The sequence below is a fragment of the Microbulbifer maximicatervae (SeqCode) genome (assembly GCF_052467955.1).
The window spans coordinates 629660-645894 of sequence record NZ_CP174329.1 but is presented as its reverse complement, the minus strand read 5'-3'; the positions used below and the strand labels follow the sequence as shown (position 1 = coordinate 645894).

Below are 16235 nucleotides of genomic sequence, written 5' to 3'. Positions count from 1 at the left end.
AGAATGCGCTGAAGAAAAGAAATTAAATTCCAACAAAACCTGATAAAGCTCAATTTACCTCGTATTAGTTCGCAAAAGTTAACTTGGGGCAGTGGCACTTTGCTGTATCACCCGTTAACCTCTTGTTACTCATCTCCGGGTATTTAAAATGGGCCCGGGCAAAGTACAGACCTTCTTATTTATGAGCGGTAAGCGCACCATCCAATACTGTTCCCGTCTGTCCCAGTGGCAGGCGCTATTGCTATTGCTGGTATTTCTCAGCGCGCGAGGCCTGGTTCCTGCCGGTTTTATGCCGGCAGATTTTGCAGCGGGAACGCCCTATGGGCTCTGCCATGGCGATAGCCGCAGCGCATTATTGCTCAATGCCCTCAAAGCGAATTCCCACAGCGATCATCACGGCGACCACTCTTCAAGCCACAACCACGATACGCTTACCGCTCACTCATTTGCCGATAACCATTGTAATTTTTCCGCCGCTGCCAGTATTGCCAGCGCACCAACAACAGAATTGGAAATAGTCCTAACCGGTTTTACTCAACCGCCCTCTTATCCGGCTTTTTTCCACGTTATCTCTAACGCTTACAGCCGCCCACTGATTCGCGCCCCCCCGGTTTAATTCCTTTTTTATTCCAACATCATCACTCCGCAGTTCGCTGTGGACCGCAAGTCTCATTGCTGTCTTAATATTTTCAGCGCTTTGGATCTTGCCAAAATACGACCACTTTTTCAGGTGGGGATATGTCGCGTGCGCCAAATATTACTCAGGCCTGCGCGCTCACTGCTGCGTGTTCGAAACGCCAGCGAAAAGGATTGAAAACCATGCATCAGAGCATCAACGCAAAAATTTTTCTGAAAAAACCTCTCAGCCTGGCACTCGCTGCCTGCTGTACCTTTTCAGCACATCTCGCAGCGGAAGAATCCGAAGAGCCAGAACCATTAAAAGATAGTGAAATGGAACAAATGGTGGTTACTGGGGTAAAGACTGAACTCCCCCTCAACCTGGTTACCGACCCGAAAAAACCCCGTCAGCCATTACCTGCCAATGACGGCGCCGACTACCTGAAAACAATTCCGGGATTTTCCGTAGTGCGTAAAGGCGGCACCAGTGGCGATCCGATGCTTCGCGGAATGGGGGGCTCGCGCCTGGGAATGGTAGTGGATGGAGAAACATTGGCGGGTGGTTGTCCCAGCCGAATGGACCCACCTACAGCCTATATTTTTCCCGAGGCAATGGACGAAATTGAAGTTATTAAAGGGCCACAGAGCGTCCTCTATGGCCCCGGAAATTCCGCCGGCGTAGTTGTGTTTAACCAGCAGCAGGAGCGCCCCACTGAAAGCGACTGGAATATGCATGCGAGCCTGCTCGGCGCCAGTGCCGAGCGCCGCGATGGTCTATTCGATATCTCCTATAGTTCGCCGCAGTTTTCTATCCGCAGCTCCTCGACCTCGGCATCTGCGGACGACTACGAAGACGGGGATGGCAATGAGGTAAATTCCAGTTATGAGCGCTGGAGCAGCCAGGTCAATTTGGCCTGGACTCCCAGCGACGATACACGGGTCGAGTTCGATACTGCATTTAGCGATGGGGAAGCTGCCTATGCAGATCGGGGAGTCGACGGTTCCAAGTTTGCCCGTGAGAGCCACAAAGCTAAATATGTCCGCAGCAATATCAGTAGCTGGCTCGACTCAATTGAGCTCCAGGCCTACTACAACTATATCGACCACATCATGGATAACTACAGCCTGCGCGAGCTATCCAGCACCGCTACCCCCATGGTCATGAATCTCGATAGTGAGACCACAGGTTTCAAGATGGCTCTGGTGTTTACGCCTATGGACGATGTGGAATTGACCAGTGGAATTGATGCCCGGGAAAATCGCCACACCGGGCGTTCGACCATGAACCAGTCCACCATGGACTACCGGGATATGAAGCGAGAGGCCGATGCCGAATTTAGCCAGCTGGGGTTATTTTCTGAGGTCAGCTGGCAAGTCGCAGCCAATCAACGCTGGATCGCCGGTGCACGAGTGGATGATTGGGAAGTAAAAGACCTTCGCGATGAAGTTGCTCTATCCATGATGTCCTCAGTGGATAACCCCACTGCGGGAGAAACTCGCTCAGAGCTATTGAGCAGCGGCTTCCTGCGCTATGAATATGGTCTCGAGAGCGGCCCCAATAGTTCTGCCACACTCTTTGCCGGGCTCGGCTACACTGAGCGCTTCCCCGATTATTGGGAAATTTTCTCCTACGAGACAGCAGACTCCTACAGCGCACTGGATATCGAATCAGAAAAGACCACCCAGCTGGATATCGGCTATATCTATCGCGGTGAAAAACTCTCTGCCAGTGTCTCCGGATTCGTCAATCAGATTGATGACTACCTGATGATTGAGACGGATTACGAAAAAGCGGCAGTAATGAGTAGCATGGACTCTATGGGTAGTATGAATATGGATAGTATGGACTCCTCCGATATTCGCACTACCTCCATTGTCAGAAACATCCAGGCGCGCTCCTGGGGTTTGGAGTTTGACTCCTCATATCAGCTCAACGAGCAGTGGCGCACTGAATTCACCGTAACATCTGTTCGCGGTGCCAACGAAACCGATGGCACTACCTTGGCACAACTGCCGCCTCTGGAGGGCCGCCTGGGACTCTACTATGAACAGGCCCAGTGGTCAGCAGGTGTTTTATGGCGCGCTATCGCAAGCCAGGACCGGGTGGATATCGGCAAAGGCAATATTGTTGGTCAGGATATTGGTGCAACCGACTCTGCCAACGTCGTTTCCATCAATGCCGGCTGGAAACCCAGTAAAAGTGTACTGGTAACTACCGGTATCGATAACCTATTCGATGAGACTTACGCTGAACATATCAGTCGCTCTGGAGCCAATATTATTGGTTTCGATCAGTTGACCCGGGTTAACGAACCGGGACGCACCTTCTGGCTGAAAGCCATTTATCGAATTTAAAAGCTATTGGGGGTCCCCGACCCCCTTTTTCACTCCCCAGAAAATCAGTAGTTAATTGAGAAATTTCTACGAGTAAATTATTGGGAAAAATAAGTTACTAAAAAGGGAGAAGAAAAGAATACACCGCGCTTGGGACCCTATGAGGCATGGATGCCGATTAGGAGCTTACAGGGATGTATTCACAGCGTGTCTCGAGTGCGGTGTATTCTTTCCTTCCATCCCAGTAGTAAAAGGTGGGAGGCAAACTAAAAGCGGTAGGAAAAATTCAAACTCAGGGTACGCAGATGCCCGAGGTTAACACGTTCTATTTTGCCAATATTATTGTAGTTATACTCTAATGAAGTATCGAAATCCTGAGTCCACATAATTCGGTAACCCACTCCGGCATTCCAAAAGGTATCACTGCCACTGGCATCAATAATATAGATATATCGATCATCCGGATAAAATGGTGGGTATTCTCGATACCAATAGCCTCTTCTTATAACATTGTTCAAATCCACATCGGCATAATTATATCCCACCATCCAATAGAGACATTGAACGTGACAATTCAGGGTAAAATCAATTTTAAAATTTAAACCTACCTGATCTACTGTGACATGATTATCATCAAAATGTGACGCCCGCAGCTCAACTTGCCAGACTCCTACCGCCGGCGTAATTCCAAGGCTGACATAGCCAAAAGAATCCCGCTGCTTATTTAACTGCTGCTCGCCACTCCCAAAACCAACGGTACCGATAATCCGGTACTCTCCCGTGGCGACACCATCAAAAGGATTATTCGCCTCGAATCCATAACTGGACGCAGCTATAAAAAAGGAAAGCAGGTAGACGGATAGCTTTATCATCGCCACTCACATCAAAAAGCCAGTCATCAAGTTCAAGCTCAGTGAATTATTTCAAGTTGTTTCTACATCAATAATGGCCCAGACGCCTCCTACAAAAGCCGGGTTTTTCTTCAGGTTGTCTACATCACCTGCTTGCGGCATTGGCTGTCCAGCCTGACGGAGCTCTTCCAACCGCTGAAAAATCGTTTCAGCCATTTTTTGCAGGGTCCCCTCAAGGGTATCGGCATAGCAGTGGCAATGCGGCAGATCCGGTGCAATGGCACCAAATCCGGCATATTCAATATTGTGCACCACAACCGGGTAGCGCATTGAAAAATACTCTTATGTATTAGCTTTCCAAAGCGTAGACTGCTTTACATTTTACGGGGGAATTTGGCAAGGAAATTAGCTAATTAGCTGGGAAATAATATTTCGCGCTGGCACAGATTCAACACTATAAGTGACAGCACTGAGTAGGAAGAACTGCCGTATTCAAATTAAAACCTGCAGCACTACAGTTTTTCACACAAGAAAATATTTGGAATTTAGTTAACGGGGCATTCTACCTAATAGGGCCCGGCGGGAAAATAGCATGCTGTTATAGGTGCGCCGCAACGCAATATCATTTGCATCGACTGCATTGGAGAGGGCTTCAAAATGCCGCTGCAACCAGTTTATTTCCTCCTCCAGTTCCCGACGCAAACAGCGAATTTCACCTTTATCCTGGTTAAAGCGCAGATCGGGTCCAGACATCAGTGAGCCTCCTGAATTTGGAAATATCCAGATCCCCTTTAAAGCCTCCACCAGTGGTGGTGGAGGCACAAATATACTCTCTATATGTTTATTGGTGTCACACCCTAAGCAGCGGACTTATCCAGCAGTAGGGATTGCCAATCAAAAGAAGAATCGCCAATTACATAGAAAAAGGGATTCAGCAGAGAGTCTTTAGTGTTGTAGCGCAACAAATTAAACTCTTCGTCCACAACAATACCACCTGCTGCTTCAACTACAGCCTGAGCTGCCGCAGTATCCCACTCGCAAGTAGGAGCGAGGCGCGGATACAAATCTGCTGCACCCTCAGCAACCAGGCATAATTTCAGCGACGAGCCCATATTTTTGCACTCGACAGCACCCAGTTCAGACTCGATACGTTGTACCAACTGGTCGACGGTGCCAGTTCCATGGCTGCGGCTGGCCACAAGCTCAACAACTTCACTATTATCCAGGCGCGGCTTCAGTGGGCGCACCCGAATGTCAATTTCGCCATTGGCATCGCGCTTAAAGGCTCCTTCGCCCTTGCAGCCGGCATAAGTGATATTCAGTACCGGTACGTAAACCACCCCCAAAACGGGCTCGCCATTTTCGATTAATGCGACATTTACGGTAAATTCACCGTTGCGTCGGATAAATTCTTTGGTGCCATCGAGCGGATCGACAATCCAGTAACGCTGCCACTGACTGCGCTCTTCGAACGAGGGCATTTCCTGCTCTTCTGATAAAACCGGTACTCCCTCGATAAGCTGTGCTAACGCCGGTTCCAGTACTTTGTGAGCGGCCAGATCTGCGGCAGTTACTGGGGAATCATCTTTCTTTGTCTCGACTTCCAACTCAGCGCTGTTGTGATAAACCTCGAGAATCGCCTCTCCCGCGCGTTTGCAGATCTCTATCACCTGCTCCAAAAGTGCTTTATCCATTACAACTCCATACTCTTTGAATTCACCATTATAAAATCTTAGGCGGAGAAAAGGTCCTGAACGGACAGATAGCGCTCACCAGTGTCATAGCTGAACACCAGTACCCGGCTGCCCGCATCCATCTCCCCCTCGCGCTTTTTCAGGGCCGCAAGGCTGGCACCGGAGGAGATACCCACAAAAATTCCCTCTTTTAATGCGCAACGACGCGCCATTTCAAAACTGTCTTCCTCACTCACCAATACAGTACCGTCGAGTACTTCCGTATTGAGTACCTGGGGTACAAAGCCGGCGCCGATACCCTGCAAACGATGCAGGCCTTTTTCTCCACCGCTAATCACCGGTGATTTCTCCGGCTCTACCGCATAGACCTGTAATTTAGGAAAGTGCTCTTTTAAGACTTCGCCACAGCCTGTGATATGCCCGCCAGTACCCACACCGGTAATCATATAATCCAGCCCTTCAGGAAAGTCTGCCAAGATTTCCTTGGAGGTAACATCCCGGTGCACCTGAGCATTGGCGCGGTTATTAAATTGTTGGGGCATCCAGCTATTCGCATGTGAGGCCAATAACTCTTCCGCCTTAGCAATAGCCCCGCCCATACCGCGCTCTTTAGGTGTAAGGACCAATTCTGCGCCCATTGCCTTCATGACCTGGCGACGCTCTACCGACATAGACTCCGGCATGGTCAGGATCAGGCGATAACCCTTCACCGCAGCAACCATCGCCAGTCCAATACCCGTATTACCAGAGGTCGGTTCGATTATTACCCCACCGGGCTGCAGTGCTCCACGACGCTCTGCATCCTCAATCATCGCCAAGGCAATTCGGTCCTTAATACTGCTGCCCGGATTAAAGCGTTCAACCTTCATCCAAACCTCTATATCGGGGCGAAAGAGGTGATTGATTCTTACGTGAGGGGTATTGCCGATTGTTTCCAGAATATTGGCCGCTTTCATCAGTGAGGCTCTCCATGACTAGTGCTCAAGGCAAACAACTGCCGGGCATGTATTTTCGATGCTCCATATTACCCCAGAAATGTCCCGCGGCCGGCACTGGAGAAAACTCAATTGGAATTAGAGAGTACAAGCTATCGATGATGCGGAGGAAAACCGTTAAATTGATGGGGAGGTATACAAAATAAAAATAAGGTAAGTACCTATGTCCGTAGAAAATTCCGCACCCCAGCACAACTTTCGCAATTACCTGGTACCGATGTTCCTGGCCAGTGCCACTTTATTCATCTTTCTGGATACCTGGAAGCTGGATAACTTGTGGATGCCCGCGCTAAAAGCGCTGCCGATACTGTGCCTAATGATGATTGCCAGACTGGAGCTGCGGGGCAAAACCCTGCTTTTCACTTTTCTAGCCCTCAGTTCCTCCGCCATCGGGGATGTACTCCTCGAAATGCAATTCCCCCAACACTTTGTGTTTGGACTGGGTGCTTTTCTTATTGCCCAGCTAATCTACGCGCTGGGCTTCCTGCGTTTTGCGGAGCCCCCCAATCGGCGCAACCTTATTCGGATACTGCCTATAGTGATTGCCGCACTGCTTTTGGCTCAAATTATCCTCCCTGCTGCTGGGGATTTAGCCCCGGCGGTATTAGCGTACCTGTTAGCTATCCTCGCCATGGCGGTCGCAGCCGCAATGCACAAGGGTGACGCCACCCTGCTATTTGCCGGGGCTGTCATCTTTATGACTTCAGATACATTGATTGCTATTAACAAGTTCATCACCCCTCTACCTCTAGCCGATGCCGCTATCATGCTCACCTACTACAGTGCGCAACTGTGTATCCTGTACGGAATCCGCCGCGCCCAGGCATAATGCAAACGATCCGGGAAGGCAGTGGCAAGCCAACTAAACTTGTCTTCCCGCCCCATTTCAAAGAGGTACATAGCTCCCATGCTCGATTGGCGAAGTATTGATACCGTATTGCTGGACATGGACGGCACCCTGTTGGATTTGCATTACGACAATCATTTTTGGCTCACGCACCTGCCCAAGCGTTACGCTGAAGTCCACGGCTTTGACCCGCAGGAAGCCCAGCAGAAGCTCGAGGCTGAGATCAATGCCCGCCGCGGTACGCTGGAGTGGTACTGCCTGGACTTCTGGGCGGAAAAACTGGAGCTGGATATCCTCAGCATATTGCGCGAGATCGAGACCCGCATCGCCCTGCGCCCTCACACTGAGGCGTTTCTGAGCGGCCTGCAACAACTGCAAAAGCCCACCTACCTCGTGACCAATGCGCACCGTCAAGGGCTGGATCACAAGCTGGAGATCACCGGCATCGACCGCTGGTTTGACGGCATCATCTCCTCCCATGATTATGGACATGCCAAGGAGAGTGCCAATTTCTGGGACTCTCTGCGAGATAACCTGGAATTTGACCCGGAGAACACCCTGTTTGTCGACGATAACCAATCTGTTCTGAGCGCGGCCCAGGACTACGGTATCGCCCACCTATTGTGTATTCGCCAACCGGATAGCCGCGGGCCCAAACGGGAAATCACCAACTTCCCGGCGATCCATCATTTTGATGAGATCATGGCTTTTAACCGCAGCAGACTGGACACCGGGTCCGCTTGATTTCACAAGGAAACCATGGAAAAAGTACGTATCGATAAGTGGCTCTGGGCCGCGCGCTTCTTTAAGACTCGCAGCATTGCCAAGCAGGCGATCGAAGGTGGAAAAGTCCACGCCGATGGCCAGCGGGTCAAAGCCAGCAAGGAAGTCACTGCCGGTGTCAAACTGAGCATCCGCCAGGGCTGGGATCTGCTGGAAGTTGAAGTAACCGCTCTATCGGATCAGCGGCGCGGCGCCGAGATTGCGCGCACCTTATACCGCGAGACCGAAGACAGTATCGCCCGCCGGGAAAAAGAGAAAACCGAGCGACAGGCAGCCAATGCCGGGATACAACAGGAGCGACCCAATAAAAAGCAACGCCGCCAGATACACCGCTTCCTGCGGGAACAAGAGTAGACTCGGCAGACAAAAGTGGTGAAATTTCCGCCATTTCCCACTTTAGCTGCTAAACTGCCCCCACCCAACCGGATAGAAAACAGCCATGATGAAACGACTGATCGCCATTTCCCTGCTGATTTTGCTCGGTACCCAAACCGCCCTAGCAGACAGCCGAGAACACGAGCAGCTCAAGCGCTCAATCATCAAGATTTACACCACCGCCGCCGCCCCGGATTATTTCAACCCCTGGGCCCTGCTCAACCCCAAGCAGCTGTCCGGTTCCGGTGCCGTTATCCGCAACCAGCAAATCCTGACCAACGCACACGTGGTGGCCAACGGCAGCTTTATCCAGGTACAGCGCCACGGCGATGCAAAGAAATTCCGCGCCCGAGTGAAATTTGTCTCCCACGATGCCGACCTCGCCCTGCTGACCGTCGATGACGAAAGCTTTTTCAACGATACCCGCCCTTTGGCCCTGGGCAAATTGCCCGACCTGCAGGAAGAGGTCACCGTCTACGGCTACCCAATTGGTGGCAAATCCCTTTCAATTACCCGCGGAGTACTCTCCCGCGTGGAGCACCAGTATTATGCCCATGCGGAAAGTTACCTGATGGCGGGCCAGATAGATGCGGCCATCAACCCGGGCAACAGCGGCGGTCCGGTTATCTCCAATGGCCGCATCGTTGGCGTGGCCATGCAAACCAACCAGAGCGCTGAAAACCTGGGTTATTTTGTCCCCCCCAGCGTGATCGCTCATGTCTTAGAAGATGCCAAGGACAATGTGCACCAAGGGTTCCCCGAACTGGGGCTGGTAACCCAGAGTCTGGAAAGCCCATCGATGAAAAAGGCCGCCGGTCTCGAGGAAGACCAGGATGGCGCCATGGTCGTTAAAGTGTTCGACAATTCCCCCGCAGCTGAAGTGTTTAATCCCGGCGATGTCCTGCTTGAAGTCGATGGCTTTAAAGTAGCGGCTGACCGGACTGTGGAGTGGAGGGAAAACCAGCGCACCAACTACCACTACGCCGTGGATCGCCACCATGTCGGTGAACGTTTACCGGTGCGCTTCTCCCGCGATGGTAAAGAGCAGACCGCTGAGGTCACGCTGGCCGCAACACCTCCTTCACGCGCTATGGTGCTGGGAGAGCAATTTGACCGCCAGCCCCGCTACTATATCTACGGCGGTGTTGTCTTTGTGCCCCTGAATATGAACCTGATCAAACGCTGGGGCAAAAACTGGCACTCCAAGGCGCCTATTGACTACCTCTATGCCCGCAATCAATGGAGTGACGAGGAACGCCGCGAGCTGGTCGTCGCCCTGAAAGTACTGCCTGCCAATGTGAACCTCGGTTACCACGACTGGAAGAACTGGATTATCGACTCAGTAAATGGCCACAGCATCAAGGACTTCGACGAGTTCGCTCAATTGATGGAAGGCAACAAGCAGGACTTTGTAGATTTGCGCGACCGCTCCGGATATCGGATGGTCTTGGATTCGGCAGAGGCCCAGGAACAGCAGCCTCTGATACTGCAGACCTACCATATCCCCCAGCGTCATTCGCAGGGGTTATTCAGCCAGCTGGCCAATAAAGAAGAATAGAAATATAGAAGGGCATGGAGTAGCCGTGAAATTACTGTGTCTACGTTCCGTAATAGGCGGCCTTATACTGGCCGCTAGTGCAACCGCAAGCAGCGCAGAGATGTACCGCTGGGTCGATGAAAGTGGCCGGGTACACTTTGGCGATCGCCCCCCGACTGACGCCAAAGCCGAGGATGTTTCGGGGGATCTGGCCCCGATCAATTCTATTGGCTCCAATGGCAGTCGGCGGCCTATTTTAACAACCGCAACGAGATCGAGAGTTTCTCAAAAGGTTGATGATGAATACCGCGAGCGCCAATTGCGCGAGAAACAGGAAAAGCAGCAAAAGATGAAGAAAGCCTGCGACAAGGCTCGCAATGACCTTGAAGCCATTCAAGGGCGGGTTGTGTTTCTCGACAATAACGGCAAAGAGGTTCGTCGCACCGAGCGGGAGAGGCAGCAAATAGCTGAAAAGCTTCAGCGGGAAATTAAATACTACTGCGGCTAATTACCCTCCTCCATAAGCGCTGACCCATTGTGATAAAGGGGTAGCGCTTTACATTCTTCCTCTACTGCACCAGCAATGATCAGCGACAGCTACCATTTAGGCATATCCACCTCTAAAATCCTGCGGTTTTAATACCGAGAGCCCCCGACCTATGTCCGATCAGCTGGAACGCTTTATTTTCTCCAAACACGATATTCGCGGACAGGTGGTGACACTTACTGATTCCTACCGCGATGTACTGGAACACAACCCGCTGCCTACGCCAGTAGCCCGCCTGCTGGGGGAGTTCCTCACTGCAGCCAGCCTGCTTTCAACCACACTGAAGTTCGAAGGTGTCCTGAGCCTCCAGGCCCGTGGCGAAGGCGATGTGCCGATGATTATGGCGGAGTGCACTCACCACAGCGACCTGCGCGGCATCGCCCGGGTTGCCGAGGGTGCACAAATCGACGAAACCGCCACCCTGCGCGATATGATCGGCCCCCGTGGAGCCCTGGCCATTACCCTTGAGCCAAAGCGCGGTGAGCGCTATCAAGGTGTGGTTCCCATGGAGCAGGACAACCTGGCCGGCTGCCTGGAAGACTACTTTAAGCAATCGGAACAGCTGGCTACCCGCGTATGGCTGGAAAGCAGTGACAATACCGTCGCCGGTCTTATGTTGCAGATTCTGCCGGGCAATAATGCCGCCACGGAAGAAGAAAATCAGGACGCCTGGGAAACAGCGATTCACTTGGCAGAAACCGTAACTGACGAGGAGTTATTTACCGTTCCCCACCCAGAGCTGATTCACCGCCTATTCCACCAATTGGAGCCGGCGACCCTGGGTACCGACACTATTCGCTTCAAGTGCAGCTGCTCGAGAGAGCGCAGCGCCCGCGCGCTGGTTTCCCTGGGTGCAGAGGATGTCTACCGCCTGCTGGAAGAGCAGCAGGGTGAGATTATCGCGGACTGCCAATTCTGTAACACCCAGTACCGCTTTGACCGGGATCAAATTGAGTCGCTGCTCAACGCTCCCCCCCACACTCTTCACTAATCCGCGCAGGGCTGCGCAACCGCCGAATCCTCAGCGCAGCCCTGCCACCTGTCCCTCTACTCCCCCTATTAAATTCAGAAAAAGAATAATCAAGGCCTCGGCCATAAATTGCCTAAATTTAAGTCGACATTATTTTCCATGACAGCGCTGTCATTGACTACAAAATAGCCATAGTTGGTATCCGCATATTTTGAATTTTGCAATAATGCGCCCCCAAAATTTTCTACGGCTGTCTAAACCTTGGGCAGCCCCATTTTATTTACTGTCCAACTTTCACGGGTATTCCACGAATGGCACAGATCGACGACTCCGCGATGGTCTTCAAGAACCTATCACCGGCACAATTGGTAGAGCAGGCTCTGACGCGCGGCGAGGGCAAGCTGTCAGATACAGGCGCTCTGGTGACTGAAACCGGCGCACGCACCGGTCGCTCCCCGGCTGACCGCTTTGTTGTAGAAGAGCCCTCCACTGCCGACAGCATCGCCTGGGGCAACGTCAACCGTCCTTTCCCGCAGGATAAGTTTGACGCCCTGTGGGATCGTGTAGAGGCTTTTGTTGCCGGTCACGATACTTTTGTTCAGCACCTGCATGTGGGCCAGGATGAAGATCACTACCTGCCAGTGGTAGTGACCACCCAAACTGCATGGCACAACCTGTTCGGCCGCAACATGTTTATCCGCGCCGAAAAGTACAACCCCAAGTCCAAGGAAGAGTGGCAAATCCTGCACGCTCCTCACTTTGTCTGTGAGCCCGAGCGCGATGGCACCAACTCCGAAGGCTGCGTAATTATCAATTTCGGCCAGCGCAAAGTACTGTTGGCCGGTATGCGCTACGCCGGCGAAATGAAGAAGGCCATGTTCTCCGTACAGAACTTCCTGCTGCCGGAAAAAGACGTGATGCCCATGCACTGCGCGGCTAACGTCGGCGAAGATGGCGATACCTGCCTGTTCTTCGGCCTGTCCGGTACCGGCAAGACCACCCTGTCCGCAGATCCCGAGCGCTACCTGATCGGTGACGATGAGCACGGCTGGACCAAGGGTGCCGTCTTCAATATGGAAGGTGGCTGCTACGCGAAAACCATCGACCTGAGCCAGAAAAATGAGCCGGTAATCTGGGATGCCATCCGTTTCGGTGCCATCGTTGAAAACGTGGTAACCAACGATCACGGCACTGCTGACTACTGCGACACCAGCCTGACTGAAAACGGTCGCTGCTCCTACCCGCTGGAACACGTCGAAATGCGTCAGCTGGAAAACCGCGCCGGCGAGCCAAAGAACGTTATCTTCCTGACTTGCGATGTATCCGGCGTACTGCCACCGGTATCCATCCTCTCCAAAGAGGCTGCGGCTTACCACTTCCTGTCTGGCTACACCGCCCGCGTAGGCTCCACCGAGCTGGGCGCAGAGGCCGGTATCCACCCGACTTTCTCCACCTGCTTTGGCGCGCCGTTTATGCCCCGTGCACCGCGCGAATACGCAGACCTGCTGATGAAGCGCATCGAAGAGTTCGGTTCCAAGGTCTACCTGGTAAACACCGGTTGGACCGGCGGCTCCGGCGACAACGGCAAGCGCTTCCCGATTCCGGTAACCCGCGCTGTCGTTGCCGCTATCCAGAGCGGCGCCCTGGAAGGCGTTGCCACTGAGCACCTGGATGCCCTGAACCTGGATATCCCGATGGAAGTGCCCGGCGTGGACAAGTCTTACCTGAACCCTCGTGAAGCCTGGGCTGACAAAGCTGCTTACGACGATCAGGCAGGCAAGCTGGCCAAGCTGTTCGCCGAGAACATTGAGAAGTTCAATGTCAGCGAAGACGTTAAAAATGCAGGCCCTAAAGCCTAATTAGAGGTTGTCGGGCACAGTGCGCTGTCCGTGACCCAAAAGCCGCTGCTCCCTCAGGAGCAGCGGCTTTTTTTGTGGCTGATCCCAAGCCCCCGGCCCGTCGATTTTTGCGGCTATAGTGAGTAAACAGGCGCCGACGATTTTAGCGTCGGTGGAATAACTCTCTCAGCAGCAATCGCGAGCACTATGTCCGCAGGTAACTCGTTTACTCGCTTCGAAACTCTGTTCCCACACAAGCCGCCCGGGCAAAGAGTGAATCGGGTGGTCGTCAGTGCCCTCGCTTTAATACTCAGTGCCATCCTGTTTACCCTCTGGCTCTATCTATTCCTCTCCTCGCAAGAGAAGTCCTATGTCGAGCAGCGTGGCTATCGCCTCGCCAACGAGGAGACCTTTAACAAATTCCTGCGAGAGGGCAGTAACCGCTCCAGCGTACAAGCACTCAATCAATTGCTTCGGGACCGGGGTGTCGCCGAGGTTTTTCCTATTCGTGATCTTCTGCGACAGGGAGGGGACTGGCTGGAACTGGGGGAACCCCCATTCGCCATACCGCCCAGGGACCAGTGGTCCAATATTGTGAAAACCCTCACCCTGGTGCGAGATCAGGTAATACCGCTAATTGGCCCTGTCACTGTGGTTTCCGCTTACCGCACTGATGCCTACAACCGAAAACTTGCGACCGAAGACCAGCCCCGCCACCGTGACTTTTGCGGGCTGGACTTAATTCCGAATTCCAATATCGGTAAAAACGAACTCGCTGAAGAGCTAAGCACACTGGACGCACGCCTCGGTCCCGATAGCAATGTCGGGATGGGCCTGATTAACGATGTCCTGTTTCATGTCGATACCTGTGGCTATCGCACCTGGTAATTGAGGGAGCTGCCCGATGGTTATGCAAAGTAACAAAGAGTGCGTAGAAATCGGCCAGCGTCAACTGCGCCGGCGGATCATCATCATTGGGGCAATCGCACTGGCGATTCTCACCGGTCTATTTGTTTTTACTTACGAACGAGCGCGCGAGGCTGATGACCGGGTGAAATCCCCTATCGATATCCTACCGCTGCTAATGATCCCGGAGGTTTACGATATACAGGGCTATCCGGCAGCTTCCGAGAGGGCATTCAGCCGCTTCCTGAGCAAAGGCAATAACCATGCACGCTTTACTCAACTCAAAAAATTCCTGCGCTCCAACCGGGTTGACCAGGTTGTGCAACCCTATGAACTATTGCGTCAGGGCAGTGACTGGCAGGATTTGGACGAACCCGCATTCGCCATCCCTCCCAAGGAACTCTGGTGGGGCATCGTAAATACTCTGCGGGTAATCGAGCGGGAAATAGTGCCCCGCGTCGGCCCAGTAACAGTGGTCTCCGGGTGGCGCACAGTGGATTACAACCGTAAGGCCGGGGGTTCCAAGGGAAGTAAACATCTGCATTTCTGCGGGCTGGATATAGTTCCGAAAAAGAAGTTCTCCCGAGAGCAATTGGTACCCGTACTGAGGGATATCCACAAGCGCAACGGCCGCGAGTGGCAAATGGGCCTCGGAATCTATCGGGGCATTCGATTTCACGTGGATACGTGCGGATATAGGCGCTGGTAAAACCCCACCGCATCTGCTTAGATAGAGCAAAAATTAGGCGCCCTACCACTGGGCTGCCGAAAGAGAAGCAGAGGAAGTCGCAGTGCAAGAAAAACTGGAAAGGCGCTCATTTATATTGACCTTATTATTGGTCAGCGTAGCTTTTTTACTCCTAATAAAACCCTTCTTTACCCCTATTTTTTGGGCTTGTGCCACCGCACTGATTTTCTACCCCGTGTACCGTCTGCTGATGCAGCGCTTTCCCAATTCGCCTAATTTAATGGCTCTGCTAACCCTGTTTATGTGTATCGTTCTATTGGTGATACCCGTATTGGTAGTGGCCACCTCTTTTATTAATGAAGCGGTAACTCTGTATCACCGGATCCAGGAAGGACAAATTGATGTTTCTAAATCCTTTGAGCAGATTCGCAGTGCTTTCCCCAGGGTTAACAGCACGCTCGAGAGTATTGGCGTGGATGTCGAGGAGGCCAAGCAGCGCCTGATGGGTGGAGTGATGAATGCCGGTAGCTTCGTCGCAAAAAATGCGATTGAGGTCGGACAGAATACTGTTAACTTTTTCGTTATGTTGGGCTTAATGCTCTACCTCACCTTCTTTCTGATTCGCGATGGTGAAAGACTGGTAAACCTGATTATCCACGCCCTGCCACTGGGTGATGAGCGCGAGCACCTTTTGTTGGCAAAGTTCGCTGAAGTCACTCGCGCAACCATCAAAGGAAATCTGGTAGTCGCTATTACCCAGGGCGGCTTGGGCGGAATTATTTTCTGGGTGCTGGGCCTACCGGCACCGGTCCTTTGGGGTGTTTTAATGACCCTGTTGTCATTGCTGCCCGCCGTCGGTGCCGCATTGATCTGGTTCCCCGCTTCTATTTACCTCTATGCTATTGGCGAACCCATGAAGGCAACGATTTTACTCGCCTATGGTTTCACCGTGATTAGCCTGGTAGATAACCTGTTGCGCCCAATATTGGTGGGTCGAGACACAAAACTCCCCGACTATTTAGTACTATTCTCCACTGTCGGCGGTCTGTTTATGTTTGGAATCAGTGGCTTTGCGATAGGGCCCTTACTCGCCGCACTATTTCTCGCCTTCTGGGAGATTTTTATGCGTGAGTTTGTGCATCCCGAAGATGTCTTAATGCCACAAAAACCTGAAGATCTTTAACCTGTTCCCCGGGGCGGAAAATCCTTAATTCCGCCCCATCCTATTAATATGCAAAGTCAACTCGCACAA

General features: G+C 52.3%; 17 protein-coding genes. 12 read left to right on the top strand and 5 right to left on the bottom strand.

The window, feature by feature from the left end:
• Positions 1-148: 148 nt before the first annotated feature.
• Entirely contained in the window at positions 149-616 is a 468-nt protein-coding gene (locus ACJJI5_RS02790; protein ID WP_413663697.1) for a hypothetical protein, read from the top strand.
• A gap of 122 nt (positions 617-738) precedes the next feature.
• Positions 739-2973 carry a TonB-dependent copper receptor gene (locus tag ACJJI5_RS02785; RefSeq protein WP_445355461.1) on the top strand — a complete coding sequence of 745 codons (2235 nt, stop codon included), beginning with the start codon at positions 739-741 and terminating at the stop codon, positions 2971-2973.
• 245 nt (positions 2974-3218) lie between these two features.
• Here the strand turns inward: ACJJI5_RS02785 and ACJJI5_RS02780 are convergent, their stop codons facing one another.
• The 5 genes from ACJJI5_RS02780 to cysK all read right to left on the bottom strand — a co-directional run bounded on the left by ACJJI5_RS02780 (position 3219) and on the right by cysK (position 6453).
• Positions 3219-3824 carry an outer membrane beta-barrel protein gene (locus ACJJI5_RS02780; RefSeq protein WP_238152084.1) on the bottom strand — a complete coding sequence of 202 codons (606 nt, stop codon included), beginning with the start codon at positions 3822-3824 and terminating at the stop codon, positions 3219-3221.
• A gap of 51 nt (positions 3825-3875) precedes the next feature.
• Complete coding sequence (locus ACJJI5_RS02775) at positions 3876-4133, bottom strand: type II toxin-antitoxin system HicB family antitoxin (protein ID WP_108734877.1); 258 nt, start codon at positions 4131-4133, stop codon at positions 3876-3878.
• A 219-nt stretch (positions 4134-4352) separates the two neighbouring features.
• Positions 4353-4556 carry a hypothetical protein gene (locus tag ACJJI5_RS02770; RefSeq protein WP_108734878.1) on the bottom strand — a complete coding sequence of 68 codons (204 nt, stop codon included), beginning with the start codon at positions 4554-4556 and terminating at the stop codon, positions 4353-4355.
• 104 nt (positions 4557-4660) lie between these two features.
• A complete protein-coding gene (gene cysQ / locus ACJJI5_RS02765; RefSeq protein ID WP_413663700.1) occupies positions 4661-5497 on the bottom strand; it encodes a 3'(2'),5'-bisphosphate nucleotidase CysQ in 837 nt (278 codons plus the stop codon).
• 38 nt (positions 5498-5535) lie between these two features.
• The gene (cysK, locus tag ACJJI5_RS02760; RefSeq protein ID WP_413663701.1) at positions 5536-6453 is read right to left on the bottom strand and encodes a cysteine synthase A; all 918 of its coding nucleotides are present in this window, start codon (positions 6451-6453) and stop codon (positions 5536-5538) included.
• A 202-nt stretch (positions 6454-6655) separates the two neighbouring features.
• On the opposite strand from cysK, the gene ACJJI5_RS02755 reads away from it, so the two are divergent.
• The 10 genes from ACJJI5_RS02755 to ACJJI5_RS02710 all read left to right on the top strand — a co-directional run bounded on the left by ACJJI5_RS02755 (position 6656) and on the right by ACJJI5_RS02710 (position 16166).
• Positions 6656-7321: a lysoplasmalogenase gene (locus ACJJI5_RS02755; RefSeq protein WP_445355460.1), complete on the top strand. Its 666-nt coding sequence runs from the start codon at positions 6656-6658 to the stop codon at positions 7319-7321.
• Positions 7322-7399: 78 nt separating this feature from the next.
• On the top strand, positions 7400-8083 hold the full coding sequence (gene yrfG, locus ACJJI5_RS02750; RefSeq protein WP_444895781.1) for a GMP/IMP nucleotidase: 684 nt from the start codon (positions 7400-7402) through the stop codon (positions 8081-8083).
• A 15-nt stretch (positions 8084-8098) separates the two neighbouring features.
• The gene (locus tag ACJJI5_RS02745; RefSeq protein ID WP_445355459.1) at positions 8099-8476 is read left to right on the top strand and encodes an Hsp15 family ribosome-associated heat shock protein; all 378 of its coding nucleotides are present in this window, start codon (positions 8099-8101) and stop codon (positions 8474-8476) included.
• 85 nt (positions 8477-8561) lie between these two features.
• Entirely contained in the window at positions 8562-10055 is a 1494-nt protein-coding gene (locus ACJJI5_RS02740; RefSeq protein WP_445355458.1) for a S1C family serine protease, read from the top strand.
• A gap of 25 nt (positions 10056-10080) precedes the next feature.
• Entirely contained in the window at positions 10081-10542 is a 462-nt protein-coding gene (locus ACJJI5_RS02735; RefSeq protein WP_445355457.1) for a DUF4124 domain-containing protein, read from the top strand.
• 151 nt (positions 10543-10693) lie between these two features.
• On the top strand, positions 10694-11572 hold the full coding sequence (gene hslO, locus ACJJI5_RS02730; RefSeq protein ID WP_445355456.1) for an Hsp33 family molecular chaperone HslO: 879 nt from the start codon (positions 10694-10696) through the stop codon (positions 11570-11572).
• A 290-nt stretch (positions 11573-11862) separates the two neighbouring features.
• Positions 11863-13410, top strand: coding sequence for a phosphoenolpyruvate carboxykinase (locus ACJJI5_RS02725; RefSeq protein WP_282930824.1), 1548 nt, complete (start codon positions 11863-11865; stop codon positions 13408-13410).
• 186 nt (positions 13411-13596) lie between these two features.
• Positions 13597-14277, top strand: a complete 681-nt coding sequence (locus ACJJI5_RS02720) for a hypothetical protein (RefSeq protein ID WP_445355455.1) — start codon at positions 13597-13599, stop codon at positions 14275-14277.
• Between the two features lie 16 nt (positions 14278-14293).
• Positions 14294-15004 carry a D-Ala-D-Ala carboxypeptidase family metallohydrolase gene (locus tag ACJJI5_RS02715; protein WP_444934425.1) on the top strand — a complete coding sequence of 237 codons (711 nt, stop codon included), beginning with the start codon at positions 14294-14296 and terminating at the stop codon, positions 15002-15004.
• An 82-nt stretch (positions 15005-15086) separates the two neighbouring features.
• Positions 15087-16166, top strand: a complete 1080-nt coding sequence (locus ACJJI5_RS02710; protein ID WP_413663709.1) for an AI-2E family transporter — start codon at positions 15087-15089, stop codon at positions 16164-16166.
• The last annotated feature ends 69 nt before the right edge of the window (positions 16167-16235 follow it).